The organism is Micromonospora sp. NPDC018662, assembly GCF_044391475.1.
Taxonomy (GTDB): Bacteria; Actinomycetota; Actinomycetes; order Mycobacteriales; family Micromonosporaceae; genus Micromonospora.
Genome location: NZ_JBISAC010000004.1, coordinates 115,028 through 132,804, shown reverse-complemented (window position 1 = coordinate 132,804; position 17,777 = coordinate 115,028). Strand labels below are relative to the sequence as shown.

8 protein-coding genes are annotated in these 17,777 nt (G+C 72.6%); 7 read left to right on the top strand and 1 reads right to left on the bottom strand.

Annotated features, from left to right (window positions below; genetic code table 11):
* Positions 1–281 precede the first annotated feature (281 nt).
* The 7 genes from ACH495_RS14255 (at position 282) to ACH495_RS14225 (ending at position 16,730) form a co-directional block, all read left to right on the top strand.
* Complete coding sequence (locus tag ACH495_RS14255) at positions 282–2,069, top strand: hypothetical protein (protein ID WP_396858156.1); 1,788 nt, start codon at positions 282–284, stop codon at positions 2,067–2,069.
* A gap of 15 nt (positions 2,070–2,084) precedes the next feature.
* Entirely contained in the window at positions 2,085–3,053 is a 969-nt protein-coding gene (locus ACH495_RS14250) for a glycosyltransferase family 2 protein (protein WP_396858155.1), read from the top strand.
* 252 nt (positions 3,054–3,305) lie between these two features.
* Entirely contained in the window at positions 3,306–5,258 is a 1,953-nt protein-coding gene (locus ACH495_RS14245; protein ID WP_396858154.1) for a GTP-binding protein, read from the top strand.
* Positions 5,259–5,688: 430 nt separating this feature from the next.
* A complete protein-coding gene (locus ACH495_RS14240) occupies positions 5,689–7,518 on the top strand; it encodes a hypothetical protein (protein ID WP_396858153.1) in 1,830 nt (609 codons plus the stop codon).
* Between the two features lie 272 nt (positions 7,519–7,790).
* Positions 7,791–7,925, top strand: coding sequence for a hypothetical protein (locus ACH495_RS14235; RefSeq protein WP_396858152.1), 135 nt, complete (start codon positions 7,791–7,793; stop codon positions 7,923–7,925).
* Positions 7,926–8,092: 167 nt separating this feature from the next.
* Positions 8,093–10,561 (top strand): ATP-binding protein, encoded by a 2,469-nt coding sequence (locus ACH495_RS14230; RefSeq protein WP_396858151.1) that lies wholly within the window; start codon positions 8,093–8,095, stop codon positions 10,559–10,561.
* A 301-nt stretch (positions 10,562–10,862) separates the two neighbouring features.
* Entirely contained in the window at positions 10,863–16,730 is a 5,868-nt protein-coding gene (locus tag ACH495_RS14225) for a hypothetical protein (protein ID WP_396858150.1), read from the top strand.
* Here ACH495_RS14225 and ACH495_RS14220 read toward each other — a convergent pair whose 3' ends face one another.
* Positions 16,731–17,711 carry an NUDIX domain-containing protein gene (locus tag ACH495_RS14220; protein WP_396858149.1) on the bottom strand — a complete coding sequence of 327 codons (981 nt, stop codon included), beginning with the start codon at positions 17,709–17,711 and terminating at the stop codon, positions 16,731–16,733.
* Positions 17,712–17,777: the final 66 nt, after the last annotated feature.

The window sequence follows — 17,777 nt, the reverse complement described above, 5'->3', positions numbered from 1 at the left end:
AGCGGAGCGGAGGCGGCGCGGCGGCGCGCGTCCCGGACGGACGCGGCGCGGCAACGTGCCCTGGGTGTGGCGCGACGGTGCGCCACGGCGACTGGTCGGCGCGTACGGCCGACGTGCCCGGCTCGGGGTGGAGCTGTCAGCCGCCGACGGCCCGGTCCTCCGGGGCCTCGGCGGCGCCCACCCCTCAATCTATTGACAGATTCCTATTCAATCAAGCGGTGGCGGCCCACCGTCCGGACAGCTGATCGACAGCGGTCACCACATCGCACATCATCTATCCCATGGAAGCCCCGCCCACCGACACCCAGGACACCATCGACAGCGCGGATCCCGAAGAGATCCCCACCGACCCGCCCCCGCGCGGGCGGGACCGCTGGCGCCGCGTCCGTCCCGAATGGGTCCTGGCGACGCTGGCCAGCCTGCTGGTGTCGGTGGCGCTCACCTGGCCGACGCTGCGACACCCGGCCAGCACGATCCCCGGCGACCTCGGCGACCCGACGTTGCAGGCGTGGCAGGTGGCCTGGTCGGGGCACGCGTTGCTGAACAGCCCCCTCGACCTCTGGCACTCGAACACGTTCTACCCCGAGCGGTACACGTACGCCTACAGCGACACGCTGCTCGGCTACGCCCCGGCGGGGATGCTCGGCACCGGTTTCGAGGCGGCCGTGATCCGCTACAACGTGCTCTACGTGCTGCTGCACGCGCTGGCCTGCCTCGGGGCGTACGCGCTGGCCCGGCAGCTCGGCGCGAACCGGTGGGGCGGGGCGGTCGCCGGGGTCGCCTGGGCGTTCGCGCCGTGGCGGCTGGCGCACTCCGGGCACCTGAACATCCTCTCCAGCGGCGGCATCGCGCTGTCCCTGGCGATGCTGGCCCGAGGTCACGGGTGGTCGCTGCGCCACGGCTACCGGCCGGAGCGGCGACGACCCGGCTGGGCGTTCGCCGGGTGGCTCGTCGCCGCCTGGCAGGTCAGCCTCGGCTTCGGCATCGGGCTGCCACTGGTCTACTTCCTGCTCGCCGCCGTGCTGGTGGCGGCCGGCTGCTACGGCTGGTCCTGGTGGCGGCGGCGGGAACGCCCACCGTTCGGCCGACGGCTGCTGCTCGCGGACCTGGCCGGCGGCGCCGTGTTCGGCGCGGTGACGCTGCTGCTCGGCCTGGTCTTCCTGCGCGTCGTCGACCTCAACCCGCAGGCCCAACGGACGTTGGACTGGACGAAGATGTTCTCCCCACCGCTGATGGGGTTCCTCACCGCGCCCGGGGACTCGTGGCTGTGGGGCGAGCGCCACGCCGCCGCACGCGAGCAGCTCAGCTGGCCGCCGGAGATGGCGCTGCTGCCGGGCATGACGCTGATCGGGCTGGCCGCGGCGGGGCTGATCGTCTCGGCGTACCCGCTGCGGCGCCGGGTCGCGCTGGGAGCGGGCGTGCTCGGCACGGTGCTGCTGGGGTTGGGCGCCACGCTCGGCGGGGACGGCGATCCCGGCTACCTGACGTTGTCCACGCACCTGCCGGGCTGGGACGCGTTGCGCACGCCCGGCCGGATGATGCACTGGACCAGTCTGCTGCTGGCGCTGCTGGCCGCCGGGCTGGTGACCGCGTTGGCCGAGTCGCCGGGGCGACGACCCACCGACCGACGTTGGACGCGGCTCCTCATGCCGCTGCTCCTGCTGGTGCCGCTCGCCCTGGTCGTCGTGGAGGGCGTCAACACCACGCCCCACCCGGAGGTGCCCCGACCACCGGCGGCGCTGCGGGCGGCGCCGGATCCGATCCTGGTGCTGCCGGCCGGCGGGGTGGGCGACCTGACGTACATGCTCTGGACGACCGACGGCTTCCCGCGGGTGACCAACGGGCTGGCGGGCTTCGAGCCGGTCAGCCAGGCGCAGACCAAGGCCGCGGTCGCGTCCTTCCCCGACCCGGGCAGCGTGGCCTACCTGCGCGGGATCGGCGTGCGGTCGGTCGTGGCCGTCCCGAGCCGTGCCGCCGGCACGCCGTGGGAGGGCATCGAGGCCCGGCCGGTCGACGGGCTCGGCATCACCCGGGAGGATCTCGATGGCACGCTGGTCTACCACCTCTGACCGGGGCGGGGCGAGGTGACACGCGTGCGGCTGTCACTGGTGGTGCCCTGCTTCAACGAGGAAGCGTCGGTGGAGCGGTTGCACGAGACCGTGCGCGCCGCGCTCGCCGAGCTGGCCGACGTGGACGTCGAGGTGGTCTACGTCGACGACGGCAGCACCGACGGCACCCTCGCGGCGCTGCGCCGGCTCGCCGCCGCCGACGCCGACGTCCGCTACACGTCGCTGAGCCGGAACTTCGGCAAGGAGGCGGCGATGCTCGCCGGGCTGCGGCGGGCGACCGGCGACGCCGTCGTGATCATGGACGCCGACCTGCAACACCCGCCGCGGCTGCTGCCCGAGATGGTGGCGCTCTACCGTCAGGGCTTCGACCAGGTGATCGCCCGCCGGGACCGGCGTGGTGACCGCTTCGTACGGACCATCGCCTCCCGGTCGTTCTACCGCGCCATCAACCGGTGGATCGACGTACGCCTGCTGGACGGGGCGGGCGACTTCCGCCTGCTGTCCCGGCTCGCGGTGGACGCGATCCTGACCATGCCGGAGTACAACCGGTTCTCCAAGGGCCTGTTCTCCTGGATCGGCTTCCGGACCGCGGTGGTGGCCCACCGCAACGAGACCCGCCAGGCGGGGCGGAGCCGGTGGACGTTCGGCAAGCTCTTCAACTACGCGTTCGACGGGCTGCTGTCGTTCAACAACCGGCCACTGCGTCTGGCGATCTACGGCGGACTGTTCCTCACCCTGATCGCGGTCGCCTACATGGCCTGGGTGGTCGCGGACGCCGTCGAGAAGGGCATCGACGTCCCCGGTTACACCACCATCATCGTCAGCGTGATCGGGCTCGGCGGCATCCAGATGATGCTCCTCGGGGTGATCGGGGAGTACATCGGCCGGATCTACTACGAGACCAAGCGCCGGCCGCACTATCTGGTGCAGGAGACCGAGTGCCCGACCGGTCCGGAGGGCCGCCCCGGAGCGGGCCGGGGGTGATCGGGAGGCGGCGAGGCTGGTGCCGGAGGCGGCGTCCGACGTCGTCCCGGCCGGCGAGGTCCGGCGAGGCGCTGCTGGACGACCCTCCGGCCCACGACCGCTGACCACGGGCGCTATTCGGGTGGACCGGCCGCGCCGGTTGTGCCAACCTGACCCGGAGACGGGCCGAACCGATCGACGGGAGCACGGCGATGCGAGGACTCGAAACCTTCCCGCCCATCCGGACGCGAGCTTTCGAGGACCCGTCAACCCATGCAGACCGTCAACCTCGGCATCGTCGCCCACGTCGACGCCGGTAAGACCAGCCTGACCGAACGCCTGCTGCACGCCACCGGCGTCATCGACCGGCTCGGCAGCGTCGACGCGGGCACCACCCGCACCGACAGCGGCGAGATCGAGCGCCGGCGGGGCATCACCATCCGCAGCGCCGTCGCCGCGTTCGTCGTCCGCGACCGCCAGGTCAACCTGCTCGACACCCCCGGGCACAGCGACTTCGTGGCCGAGGTCGAACGCGCGCTCGGGGTGCTCGACGCGGCCGTCCTGGTGCTGTCCGCGGTCGAGGGCGTCCAGCCGCACAGCCGGCGGCTCATGCGGATCCTCCGGTCGCTGCGGCTGCCCACCCTGATCTTCGTCAACAAGATCGACCGGATGGGCGCCCGGGTCGACGAGCTGGTCGCGGACGTGCGTCGACTGCTCACCCCGGCCGTCGCCCCGCTGGGCACGGTCCGCGCGCCCGGCACCGCCGGGGCCACCTTCCGGCCGCACCGGCCACGGTACGACCGCGACGCCGCCCACCGGCTCGCCGAGGTCCTCGCCGAGCACGACGACGACCTGCTGGCCGCGCTGGTCGACGACCTGCCGCCCGAGCCGGACCGGATCGACCGGGCGCTGCGCGCGCAGACCGCCGCCGGGCAGGTCCACCCACTGCTGTTCGGCTCGGCGATGTCCGGGGCCGGCATTCCGGAACTGCTGGACGCCGTCGCGACCCTGCTCCCGGCGTCGCCGCCGGCCGAGCCCGAGCCGCGGGCCCGCGTCTTCGCCCTGGAACGCGACCCGGCCGGCGAGCGGGTGGCATACCTGCGGGCGTACGGCGGGCAGCTCCGCGCGCGGCAGCGGGTCACCGCGTACCGCCGGGAGCCGGACGGCCGGATCACCGCGACCCGCGCCCGGATCACCCGGCTCGACGTGGTCGGCGCGGCCACCGACCGCCCGCAGCCGGCCCCGCTGACCGCCGGGTCCATCGCGCGGGTCACCGGCCTGACCGGGGTACGCCTCGGCGACCAGCTCGGCAGCCCGGCCGGCCTCGACGGGCGTGCGCACTTCCCGGCACCGACCCTGGAGGCGGTGGTGCGCCCCCGCGATCCGGACCGGGCACTGGCGCTGCACGCGGCGCTGCTGGACCTCGCGGACGCCGACCCGTTCATCCGGACCAGGGTGGCCCCGGACGGCGGCACGAGCGTGCTGCTCTACGGCGAGGTGCAGCGCGAGGTGCTGGCCGCCACGCTGGCCGAGACGTACGGGATCGAGGCGGACTTCGAGCCGGGCCGACTCATGCACGTCGAACGGCCGGTCGGCACCGGCGCCGCGGTGGAGATCATCGGGCACGGCTTCTTCGGCACGGTCGGGTTCCGGGTCGAGCCCGGTTCCGGTGTGGACTACCGGCTCGACGTCGAGCTGGGCGCGCTGCCGCTGGCGTTCCACCGGGCCATCGAGGAGGCCACCCGCGCCGCGCTCGACCAGGGACGCCACGGCTGGCCGGTCACCGACATCCGGGTCACGCTCACCCACAGCGGCTACTGGTCGCCGATCACCACCGCCGGGCACTTCCGGGACCTCGCGCCGTACGTCCTCATGCGAGCGCTCGCGGAGGCCGGCACCCGCGTCTTCGAGCCGTGCCGCCGGTTCGAGGCGGAGGTGCCGGCCGACCGGCTCGGCCCGGTCACGGCGTACCTGGTCCGGCTCGGTGCCCGGATCGACAGCACCGACGAGATCGCGGCCGGCTGGCGGATCGGCGGCCTCCTGCCGACCCGGCTGGAAACGGAGGCGCAGCGGCGACTGCCGGACCTGTCCCGCGGCGAGGGGTTGTGGTCGTCGGCGCCCGACGGGGACCGGCCGGTGGCCGGTGACCCGCCGAGTCGGCCCCGCACCGACGGCAACCCGTTCGACCGGGTGGAATACCTGCGCTTCCTCGCCCAGCCCCGGTGACCGGTCGAGAAGGCGCCTGACACCACCGGCCCCGGTCGCCGGGGCGACCCGATCGTCGGACTGCTGGTCGTGCTCTGGGTCTGCGGGCTGGTCGCGACGGCCACCTGGTGGGTGGGCATCGGCCTGCACCAGTGGTCGGCCAGCTACGGCGACGCCCCCGGTGGGTACGCCGACCTGCGCCGCCGGGCGTCCCTGGCCCTGCTGACCTTCGTGCTGGTGGCGGTCGCCGGGACCTCGATCCGACCCCGGCGCCGGCCACGGCCGACCCGCCCGGACACTGCGTGGAACACCGCGGGGGCGACACCCGCTGCCCGGGCGGTTGACCGGCTTCCGGATGCCGCAGCCGCCCCTAATATTCATGCATCTAGATCTTTGAAAGTGGGTAGAGGCGTGGTCCCAGGCGGTGCGCCTGGGAACGATCGGAGGTTCCATGCGCAGACACCGGAGGCTCCTGCTGCCGGCCGCAACCGTGGTGGTCACCCTGTTCATGGGTCTGCTGCCCGCCGCGGCCCGGCCGGCCTCGGACCGCACGCCCGTCGACACCGCCGACGCGGGCACGTGCATCCGCCACATCGAGGGGGTGGACTGGTTCTTCGATCCGTGCGTCGCACCGGACGAGCCGCTGCCACCCGACGTGCTGACCGGCATCGAGGAGGACCGGCAGGCCCGGTGCGGGCCGACCGGGTCGCCCTCGGTGACGCCGGTCCCGGTCGTCGCGACCGCGACGGCGACGCCCTCGGCGCCGTCGACGGTCACCGCCGCCCCGACCGTCGTCCCGACATCCACCGGCAGCGCGAGTGCGAGTCCCAGCGGGTCGGCCGGCCCGTCCGCCTCGGTGCCGCCGAACCCGTGCCCGGTCACGCCGAGTCCCACCACCCCGACGGTGTCGCCCAGCGCCACGGTGCCGCCCACCACCACCGCGCCGCCCACCACCACCGCTCCGCCCACCACCACCGCTCCACCCACCACCACCGCTCCACCCACCACCACCGCTCCACCCACCACCGTCCCGCCCACCGCCACGGTCCCGCCCACCGCCACGGTGCCGCCGTCGGGGAGTCCGTCACCGCCCGCCGGCGGGTGCGCGGCGTCCGGGACCACCGCACCGACCGACAGCCGGCTCACCGAGGCGGAGAAGGACCGGCTCTGCCCGCCCAACCGGACTCCCACCGCGCCGGCCGTGCTGGTGGCGACCGGCGACTCCGTCACCTCGGCGCACATCCAGGTGAAGAACCACCACGAGCCCAAGAAGTGCGCCGTCAACCAGAACACCAAGGCGGACCAGCGGGGACTGCCCGGCAACGACATGACGTCGAGCTACGCGGGCAAGTACGTGACCGACCTGAACCGCGACGTGGTGGAGTACTACAACTTCGCGCGTACCGGCATGGGCACGGGTGACATCCTCGGCGCACCGGCGACCTACCCGGACGCCTGCGAGAACCTCTGGGCACGCGCGGCGGCGCCGATAGCGCTGGCCGAGGCGGCCGTGGCCAAGGCCAAACAGGACCGGCGCAAGGCATACTTCGTCACCACCGGTGGGATCAACAACACCAACTGGACCCAGGTGGCCCAGGGCATCGCGATGTGCGGCATGGCCGAGCTGATGCGCACCGAGATGGTCCGGTACTTCATCCGGAACAACCTGCCGTTCAACGCGGTGATCCGCTGGTACGACACGACGGGCAGGCAGATCGCCCGGGACGACGTGATCAAGGGCGGGGCCTGCCAGGTGGTGTTGCAGGAGAACGTCAACGCCGGCAACGAGAGGGAGGTGACCGTCGACCGGCTCCGGTTCGCGGTGCCCGCCTTCGACGGTCCCGCCAACTACGCGAAGATCACCGCGGACGCGAACGCGATCACGACCCGGATGGTCCGTGCCGGGGCGGACAAGGTGGTCTGGATGGGCTACTACGACATCACGCCGGCGAAGGTGGCACTCGGGGCGTTCGCCCAGACGTACGTGCAGAACACGAAGCTGCCCGACCCGGTCAAGGGCGCGCTGCCGAACATCCCCGCCGTCGAGGTGGACCTGGTGGCGCACCAGGCGTGGAAGACACAGGTCCAGACCTGGACGAAGGACATCAACAACGCCATCCGGGCGAGCATTCTGCCGGCCGACCCGATCGTCCGCTTCCAACCGGCGCCGGCCCTCACCTCCGACAAGATCCAGAAGACGCTGATCGGCGGGTGCCCGCACCCCAACCTGACCGGTCACGACGATCTGGCCAAGGCACTGGACGCCGCGATCAAGGCATAAGGTCACGGCCACGGATCCGGGCCGGTACGCGGTTCGCGTACCGGCCCGGAACGCCGCCACTCGAGCAGCATTTCCGCGTCGTTTCCTCGGCGGAGCGTGGCGGTTTTCCGAGGTCATGAATGTCAAAAATCCGTCACGTTGTCCGAGCCTTTTCTGGGTACGGTCGGGCGCACTCGTCACGCGTGTCGGAAGAGGAGCGTCAACCGGGTGGCCCGATTAGTTGGCATAGGCGTCGGCAGGTACGCGCAGGATCGCCACGTCGCACGGCCGAGGTGAACCAGGTCGTCGCGTGGGTCCGGGCGGGCCGGGCGGGCGTGTACGGCGCCTACACCGTCGACGTCACCGGGCTCACTCCCAGCTCGCCGATCGCGCCGGTCAGCAGCGACACGCTCGTCTGGGGCGAATAGCCGGGCCGGGCCGGGCGCTCTCGGCCCCGCACCACCCCCAACCGCCGGCCGGAATCCCGCTCCTCGGGAGGCGAACTGTCGTACATCAGCACGGATCTATGAACGTCCGCGAGCGCGGCCCTAACCTCCCCCTGGGCGGCCGGGGGCGGGGCCCAGGGGGAGGCCGGATGTCCGACCAGGTGGAGCATCGTGGTGCCCGGAGAACGGTGCCGGGCGTCACGGCCGACCGCTCCGCGCACCCGTTGATCCGTGCCGCCGACGCGGCCCGGACCGTGCCGGAGCTGGCCGGCCTGCTGCGTCAGCTGCGCCGCCGGGAGGCCCGGCAGCAGGGCGAGACGCCGTTGACCTACCGGCAGCTCGCCGCGAAGACCGGCTGGTCGCGAGGCGTGATCGGGGAGTACTTCGCGGGGAACGTCCTGCCGCCGACGGAGCGCTTCGACATCCTGATCCGGCTGCTCGGGGCCACCGTCGTCGAGCAGGGCGCGCTGGCCACCGCGCGGGACCGGGTGGAGGAGGCCCGACGGCAGCCCGGCCCGGACGAGACACCCACCGTCCGGCCCGGTGGCGGGCGGGCCCGTACCCGGGCGGCCCGGCTGCCCGTACCGCGTCAGCTTCCCCCGGCGCTGCCCGGCTTCGTCGGCCGGCACGCGCAGTTGGCGCAGCTGGACGACGCGGGTGGCCACGGCGGGCCGGCGACCGGCGACCCCGCCTCGACGATCGTGGTGCTGTCCGGTACCGCCGGGGTGGGCAAGACGACGCTGGCGGTGCACTGGGCGCACCGCGCTGCGGACCGGTTCCCGGACGGCCAGCTCTATGTGGACCTGCGGGGCTTCGACGCCACCGGCGCGGTGGTGACACCGGCGGACGCGGTGCGCGGCTTCCTGGAGGCGCTGGAGGTGCCACCGGAGCGGATGCCCCACCACCTGTCCGCGCAGGTCGGCCTCTACCGCAGCCTGCTCGCCGACCGCCGGATCCTGGTGCTGCTGGACAACGCCCGCGACGTCGAGCAGGTCCGGCCCCTGCTGCCCGGCAGCCCCGGCTGCCTGGTGCTGGTCACCAGCCGCAACCGGCTCGCCGGCCTGATCGCCGCCGAGGGCGCCCGGTCGATCACCGTCGGGCTGCTCAGCACCGCCGAGTCCTGGCAGTTGCTGGCCCGGCGCCTCGGCACGGACCGGCTGGCGGTCGAGCCGCAGGTCGTGGACGAGATGGTGGAGCGATGCGCGCGGCTGCCGCTGGCGTTGGCGGTGCTCGCCGCCCGGGGCGCGGCGAACCCGGCCTTTCCCCTGGCCACGCTCGCCGCCGAACTGCGCGAGACGGCACGGCTGCTGGACGCGTTCGACACCGGCGACGCCGGCACCGACGTGCAGGCGGTCTTCTCCTGGTCGTACCAGCGCCTGACCCCGCCGGCGGCGCGGCTGTTCCGGCTGCTCGGCTGCCATCCGGGCCCGGAGTTCGGGATCCCGGCGGCCGCCAGCCTGGCCGGCCTGCCCCGGGAGCAGTTGCCCCGGCTGCTGGCCGAGCTGGCCCACGCGCACCTGGTCACCGAGCACGCCCCCGGCCGGTTCGGCGCGCACGACCTGCTGCGCGCGTACGCGGCCGAGCTGACCGAGCGGCTCGACCCGGACGACGAGCGGCAGGCGGCGATCCGCCGAGGGCTCGACCACTACCTGCACTCCGCGCACGCCGCCGCGGTGTTGTTGCAGCCGGGCTGGGATCCGGTCGCGCTGACCGACGCGCTGCCGGGCGTGGTGCCCGAGGAGATCACCGACCAGGGGTCGGCGCTGGCGTGGTTCACCGCCGAGCACCGCGTGCTGCTGGCGGCGGTGGCGCACGCCGGGCGTACCCGGTGCGACGGTCACGCCTGGCGGCTGGCCCGGACCCTGGTGGACTTCCTGCAACGCCAGGGACGCTGGTCGGACCTGGCCGACGCCCAGCGGGCCGCCCTGACCGCCGCGCGGCGGGTGGGCGAGCACGCCGGGCAGGCGAACGCCCACCGCGACCTCGCCCGTGCGCTGGTCCGGCTGGACCGGAAGGAGGAGGCCGCCGGCCACTACCGCCGTGCGCTGGCGCTCTTCGCGGAGCTGGGCGACGACAGCGGCCAGGCCCGTACCCACCGGGCGTTCGGCGCGATGCTGGACGCGCTGGGCCGGTACGAGGAGTCGCTGCACCAGGCGACGCGGGCGCTGGCGCTCTACGAGCGCACCGGTCACCCGGCGGGGCAGGCGAGCGCCCGCAACGCGATGGGTTGGGCGCACGCCCGCCTCGGCCGGTACGCCACCGCGCGCGGGCACTGCGAGCAGGCGCTGGTGTTGCTGCGCCGGACCGACGACCGGCACGGCGAGGCGAACACCTGGGACAGCCTCGGTTTCATCCACGACCGGCTCGGTCACCATCGCCGGGCGGCCCGGTGCTACGGCCGGGCGCTGACGTTGTACCAGCGGATCGGCGACCGCTACGACGAGGCGGACACGCTGACCCGGCTCGGTGACTGCCGGCACTCCTGCGGTGATCGGGCCGGCGCCCTGCGCACCTGGCGCCGGGCCCTGGTCATCCTCGACGCTCTCGGCCACCCGGACGTCGAGCGGGTCCGTGAGCGGCTGGTCCGGGCGTCGCCGGCACGCGGTGCGCGGGGGTGATCAGTAGCCCCGACGTGGTGCCAGCGCCCACCGGATCTGCTCGTCGCGGAATGGTGGCTGACGCGTGGCGCCGCTTCCGGACGCAACTGATCGGGATCACCTGTACGGCCAGGATTTGCTCTCCCTTCCGGGGCCAACTCGACGACAGGCCGATCGGTAGGCTCGATGACGGGCTGAATGCGTCGTCCGCGGGAGAGACTGCATGAAAGAGAATCTTCGCCTTCGCGATTCCCGACACCAGGAACTGGCGGATGACGCACTACGCGAGTGGTTTCCGGCGGCGACGATTCTCTATGCGCCGATGTCACCCGGCCGGTCCGGCGTGGAACTCGTCCGCGTCGACATCAGCGGCGACACCGCCGACCGTACGCCCGGCTCCTATGTGCTCCGCGTGGGCCCGGCGTCGGACAATCTCGTCCAGCCGAACGAGCGGGCCGCGCACCGGCTGATCAGGCAGCGCGACGACGGGTTCGCCGAGCGGCACCTGCCCCGCCTGTTGGAGGTCTACAAGCGCGGTGAGGGACCGGACCGCCTGGTCGCCTCGCTGCACGAGCTGGCCGGCAACAGCCTGGCGAGGTTCGCGCCACCGGCACGGGAGTCGACGAGCCTGCTCCGCGTCGTGCGGGCGCTCAGCGGCGAGGTGATGACGGCGTGGTCCGACCCGACGTCGGTCCGGCTGCTGACCCCGTACCAGGTCCTGGCCGAGGTGGTCGGCGAGGCCAGGGCCCAGGAGTGCCGGTCGGTAGCGGTCGAGCTCTTCGACGGGCAGGACGTGCGGGAGGACGACGGGCGGGTCTTCGCCAACCCGAACCTGCTGCTGAATCCGCGCGGCGAGAGCACCCTGCCGGTGATGGCCGGGCTCGCCCACGGCGACCTGCACATCGGCAACCTGCTGGTCGAGCGTTCCGAGATCGACGGCGCCGGTGACGACAGCTTCTGGGTCATCGACGTGGACCAGGCGCGCGAGGCCGTCGCCGGCATCGACCTGGCGTACCTCGAAGTCAGCGTGTTGATCAATTTCTACCCGGACATCTCGCTGCCGATCCTGTCGTCCTGCCTGGACGCGGGTGAGGCGCCGACCGTCCGGGTGGTGCCGGACGGGCACCAGTGGCTGGTCGACTTCCTGCGGAGCGGCCGGGCGGGCGTCGAGGACTGGATCGCCACCCAACCCGGGCGCGCGGATCAGCTACGCCAGCAGATGATGCTGGCCCGGGTGGTCGCGGCCGTCCAGTGGGCGCGCCGCTTTCCCGGCACCGACGAGGCACGGACCTGCCTGGCCTACGCGGGCTGGTACACGCTGCGCTACCGGCGCATGTTCGGCGAGCAGGAGGTCAGGACCGTGACGGCGCCCCCACCGGCGCAGGAGGATTCGCTCTGGGAACAGAGCTGGCAGGCCATGTCCCGGTTCTCGCCCCGAGCGGCCCGGTACGTGCTGGTCGCCGAGCAGTTGCCTCGCACCGAGGAGCTGGCGGCGATCGGGCAGCTGCCCTGGTCGGTGATCATCGACCTGGACCCGACGTCCGACGACGACGGCCTGTACGCGGCGGCGTCCCCGCTGGTGCGCGCCCAGCGGTCGGTGCACCTGTTCACCACCGACCGGCCGCAGGCGGCCTACGACCGCGGCACGGTGTGGATGCTCGCGGCCGGCTCGACCCTGCGCCGCGAGGCGCCGATGGAGTTCCGCACCTGGGTGCACCGCCGACTGGACACGATCCGCCAGCTCATCGCGTCCTTCCGCACCGCCACCGGCGAGCTTCCGATCACCGTGCTGCTGCTCGAAGGCGGCACGCAGGACGTCGCGAACTCCGGGCGGGACCGGCTGCTGCGGGTGGTCGACGCGATCGACGAGGTCACCCAGGGCGCGGCCACGTTCGTCCATCTGGGGATGACCGACCTGCGGTCCTCGGTGCCGATCACCAACGTCCCGCTCGCCGTGCCGGCGTTCCTGAGCCGACTCGCCCGGACCGTCAGCACCACTCCGCAGCAGCGCACCCACAGCCTGCCCGCGATGGACGGCCTCCTCGTCGACGTGTCGAACGAGACCATGCGGATCCTCCAGGAACACATGACGGTCCTGCACGGAGACATCGAGAAGACCGAGACCCGCAGCGGCGACGAGGCGTTCTGGCGCGGCGGCCTGATCACCTGGGCCGACCTGGACGCCGAGGTGGACGTGCCGCGCAGCGTCAACGACGCCCTGGTGACGACGCTGAGCAAGAGCCTGGAGAGCCACCGGACCCGGACGGTGGTGCTGGAGCACCACGCGGGCGCCGGCGGCACGACGACCGCGATGCGTGCCGCGTGGGACCTGCACCTGGATCATCCGGTCGCGGTGCTGCGGATGGGGGTGACCATCGACGCGAGCCGGGTCAGCCTGATCGCCGACCGGCTGCAGCGCATCTTCGTGCTGACCCAGCGCCCGGTGCTGCTGGTCGCCGACGGCGGTGACCTCTCCGAGCCCTACCGGGAACTCCTCTACCGGGAGCTCAACAACCGCAACGCCCGAGTGACGATCCTCTACGTGCGGCGCATGGTCGGCTCGTCGATCAACCCGAACGCGCTGAGCCTCTCCGAGCCGCTGGACGACGCCGAGAGCGAGTGGTTCCACCGCCGCTACTCCGAACTCACCCGGGACCCGCGCCGGCTCAGCGAGCTGGGCCTGCTGCGCACCCCCGGCTACGCGGTCTACCGCACCCCGTTCTTCTACGGCCTGATCACCTACGAGCGGGAGTTCAACAAGCTCGAGGGGTACGTCCGGACGCACCTCGGCCAGGTTCGCGGCAAGGCCCGGGAGATCCTGGAGTTCCTGGCGTTGACCACGATCTTCTCCAACTCGGGTCTCCAGGTCGAGTTGGTGCAGAAGCTGATGCGGGTGTCGGTCCCCACCGCGGAGCTGACCACGGCCGACCTGCTCGGCGCCGAGGCGGCCCGGCTGGTCACGGTCCGGGCCGGCCGGCTCCGGCTGCTGCACCAGTTGCTGGCCGAGCAGGTGCTCGTGGAACTGCTCAACGACGAGCGGTGGGAACAGCAGCTCAAGGATCTGTCGATCGACTTCATCCGGGCCCTGGCGGACCACACGGACCCGGCGTCGGAGCCGGTGCGGGTGCTGCTGCGGCAGATGTTCGTCGACCGGCAGGGCACGTCGGAGGACGTGGAGGACCGGGGGAAGTTCGCGCCGCTGATCGCCCGCCTGGACGAGATCAACCAGGACTTCGGCCACCAGGTGCTGCGCAGCCTCACCGAGCACGTGCCCGAGGAGCCACACTTCTGGAACCATCTCGGTCGCCACCAGATGTACATCATCGACCGCGAGCTCGACAAGGCGGAGGACTACGTCAGCCGGGCCGTCGAGCTGGCCCCGCACGACGCGCTGCACCACCACACGCTCGGTCTGGTCCGGCGCAGCCGGATGCGGCAGGAGATCCGCCGGGCCCGGCACTACGGGCTGTCGGCGGTGCTGACCGCCACCGACGCGTGGTTCGCCCGCACCGCCGAGTGCTTCACCACGGCTCGGCAACTGAGCCCGGACAGCATCTACGGCTACATCACCCACGTGCAGGCGATCATCGACGTCGCCAAGACGCTCAAGAGCGCCCAGGGCGTACGCTCGGTCGCCGACCTCGACAGCGACGCCAGCGAGTGGATCAGCGAGAACCTCACCGTGGCCAACGAGCTGCTGGACGCCGCGGCGCAGCTCTACGGCACGCTGGACCGGCCGGACCACTACCTGGTCACCTGCCAGAGCGACATCCTTCGCCTCTACGACGACCTCGACTCGGTGGTCGAGCTCTGGGAGGTCGCCGTCGCGGGCACCCGCAGCAGTCCGGCCCTGCGTCGCGCGCTCGCGCAGGCCTACTACGTCCGGGGCAAGCGGAGCTGGCGGGAGCTCGACGAGTCCGAGCTGCTCCGCATCGTCCAGCTCGCCAACCACAACCTGTCGTTGAGCAGCCGCAAGGAGGAGGACTACCGGCTCTGGTTCGAGGCGTACAAGCTGCTTCCCGACTTCGACTTCGACGAGGTGCTGGGCAAGCTGCAGGGCTGGTCGGACCGGTTCCCGTCCTGGCGGTCCCACTACTATCAGTACTGCCTGCTGTTCTATCTGTGGTTCGACGGGCGCATGCACGACCGGGAGCGGTTCCTGGTGCCGCAGCAACGGGCCCACACCACGATGCACGGCCGGACCCGTCGGGCCTTCCTCTGGCTGGCCAGCTCCCCGCAGTGGTGTCCCCTGGTGGCCGACACCGACCTCGGGAGCTGGAACCGGCGCACCGGCTTCTGGAGCAACACCGAGCCCCTGCAACGGGTGAACGGGATCATCGACTACATCGACGGGCCGCAGGCCGGCCGCATCGAACTCGCCGAGGGGGTCACCGCGTTCTTCGTACCGATCATCGGTGGCTTCCAACGCGACAGCAACGAGAACGACGAGGTCAACTTCTTCCTCGGTTTCAGCCCGGAGGGCCTGCGGGCGTGGGACGTGCAGCCCGGGCACTCCCCCGACGCCCGGCACGCCCGCGAGGCCGACCGGAACGTCGAGCGCACCCCGCTGGCGCCGCGACAGTCCCGCGCGGTGCCCCCGCAGCGGCAGGCCGAACGCGCCGACGAGTTGCACCGGGACCGGATCGTCGCGTTCGCGGCGGCGTTGCTGGAGGCCCGGGCGTCGGTCGGTGACACACCGCTCTCCTTCCTCGAGGAACGGTTGCGCGCGGTGTTCCAGGACCAGACCACCGACGTCGCGTCGGTGATCCGCGAGGCGGACCGGTTCTCCGTCACCGACGACGACGACCCGACCGTGTACGTGCTGGCCGCGGGCCGTCCCTCGGGCGCCCGCCCGGCGGCACTGACCCGGGCCGAGGGCGAACGTCTCGGACGCATCCTGTACGTCAGCGAGCAGAACCGCACCGGCATCATCCAGGCGGTCGACGACCTGCGGTTGAGCTTCGCGTTCGACCGCGTCGTCAATCTGGACCTCTACGGGCCGCCGCGTCGGGGCCAGGTGGTCCGCTTCTTCCTCACGCTCGGCGCGCGCGGTGCCGATGCCCGGGACGTCACCCTCTTCCCCGACACGACGAGTTGGGTCGGCGGCGAGACGATCGAGGTAGCGGACCTGCCCGCGCGGTTCGAGTCGGATCTGCGCATCGAGCTGGAACGGCTGCTGGCCGACGACCAGGACGCCGTGCCTACCAAGACGCTCCGCGACTGGGCCGAGGCGCGGTTCGTCGGCGCGGCGCCCCTCGCCCGGCGTCTCGGTGTGTCGTCACTGGACGAGCTGTGGGGCCGATACTCCTGGCTCCAGCGCTCCGGATCCGGTGGCCAGCAACGGCTGCGGCTCCGCTCGGCGGTCGCGTTCGGCCGGGTGCCGGCCGGCGACGAACGTCCCACCACCGCGCCCGCACCGGGCCGGGCGAAGAAGAACCTCCACGCGGAGCTGGCCGCCGCCGTCGCCGAGGTGGTCGAGTCCCTGCGGGCGGCGAACGGGAAATGGCCGTCCGTCAAGAAGGTCCAGGCCGGGGTGAAGCGCAAGCTCGGCGACCGGTACGACACAGTGGTCGGCAACTCGCTGCTGTCCCGTCTGCAGCAGATGCCCGACTGGCAGGTGACCAACTGGCGGGTCGAACCCGCCGCCCGGTCCTTCGAGGACATGCTGGCGTCGGCCTACCGGGACGTGGTGGGTCGCGGCGAGGAGCCGACCCTGCACCACATGGCGTCGGCGCTACGCGCCGCGCTGGGCGGCGACGCGTACACGGCTGCGGTGGGCAAGTCGCTGAAGGCGCGGATCGGCAAGGTGCCGACGTGGACGGTCACCGAGGCGCGCCCGGGCGTGCACGTGCTCAGCCCCACCGGCACGTCCGCGCCGGCGCTGCCCACCCCACCGCCGGCCGCCACCCCGGCTCCGGCCGCGCCGACGCCACCGGCGCCGCGCCCACCGGCCGATCCGGCGGGTTACGGCGTCCTGCTGGAGCGGATCGTGGCGGAGTTGGACGAGTCGGGGCGACCGTCGTACCTGACGACAGTGGGCAACCGGCTGCGGACCGCGCTGCTGGCCGAGGGGCGCGAGACGAAGCTGCCCAAACCGCTGCGCATCCTGGTCACCGAGTACGGCTGGGTGGTCACGGAACCCGAGCCGGACAAGCACCTCATCCGACGCCCGGACGAGCCACCGGCGTAGTCAGGACAGCAGGAAGAAGACGACGGAGGTGACCAGGCCGACCACGCCGGTGACCAGACCCCAGAACTCCAGCGGCCTGGTCATCGCCGTCTCGGTGACCCACCTGCCCTTCGCCGGTACGAAGCTGGGTTGCAGCCCGACCAGACCGCCGGGCAGCAGCGGGTCGAGCATCCGCAGCCCGGCGGTGTTCAGCCGTCGACCGGCCACCTGCGCGTCCGCGGTCAGCAGGAGCCGCGCCGCCGCCCACTGCGCCTGCGGGCCCCCCTCCAGGCTGGTCCGGGCGGACCGCAGGTGGAAGAACGTCATCTCGTAGGCGGTGATGACGCCGTTGGTGCGGGACACCTCGGTCACCGTCACCGTCCCCAACTCCTCGAGCCGGTCCCGCCGCGGGTCGAACCGGAAATCCGGCAGCTCCTCCTCCAGTTCCCGGACCGCCGCTTCCCGGGACGACGGATCATCCGCCCGGAGGTGGCCGCCGGGTAGCTGGAACCGTCGCGCCTTGGCGTCGTACAACAGCAGGAAGGCCGGGGTGTCACCACGCCGGCGCCGGCTGATGACGACCTGCGCGACGGACGCGCGGCCGAGCGGGACCGCGTGGTCGTCCCGCGCGAGCCGTCGGCGCTCCAGCAGGTAGAGGAACAACGGCCCGGCGAGCACGTCCTGCTCCGCGTAGGGAGCGTCGGTCATCGCCACCCGCGACCAGTTGTCGAGCAGGGCATGGTCGTCGTCGAGGTGCTGGGCGAGGCTCCGCACGAGGAGCGACGCCGTGGGTGACGCGGCCTTGACGGCCTGCCGGTCGTCGACGGACACCACGCCGAACAGCCTGAGGAAGGTCGTCAGGAGGAGCGCCGCGTCGGTCGCGGTCTCGGGGGCGAAACCGGCCGCGCGGCACAGCTCCCCGACCGGCACCGGACTCTCGTCGGCCCGGGGCAGCGCGCGGAGCGCGGCAGCCACCAACCGGGCCGTCGGTTCAGCAGTCATCCGGCGTCCACGTCACGTCCGCTCCGCTCCTCGCCAGGGCCACCCACTCTAGTACGGCGGTGCCAT

Excerpts from the sequence above, each read along its gene's own strand:
- ACH495_RS14255 (WP_396858156.1), top strand. The coding sequence starts at position 282 with ATGGAAGCCCCGCCCACCGACACCCAGGACACCATCGACAGCGCGGAT.
- ACH495_RS14245 (WP_396858154.1), top strand. The coding sequence starts at position 3,306 with ATGCAGACCGTCAACCTCGGCATCGTCGCCCACGTCGACGCCGGTAAG.
- ACH495_RS14240 (WP_396858153.1), top strand. The coding sequence starts at position 5,689 with ATGCGCAGACACCGGAGGCTCCTGCTGCCGGCCGCAACCGTGGTGGTC.
- ACH495_RS14230 (WP_396858151.1), top strand. The coding sequence starts at position 8,093 with ATGTCCGACCAGGTGGAGCATCGTGGTGCCCGGAGAACGGTGCCGGGC.
- ACH495_RS14225 (WP_396858150.1), top strand. The coding sequence starts at position 10,863 with ATGTCACCCGGCCGGTCCGGCGTGGAACTCGTCCGCGTCGACATCAGC.
- ACH495_RS14220 (WP_396858149.1), bottom strand. The coding sequence starts at position 17,711 with ATGACTGCTGAACCGACGGCCCGGTTGGTGGCTGCCGCGCTCCGCGCG.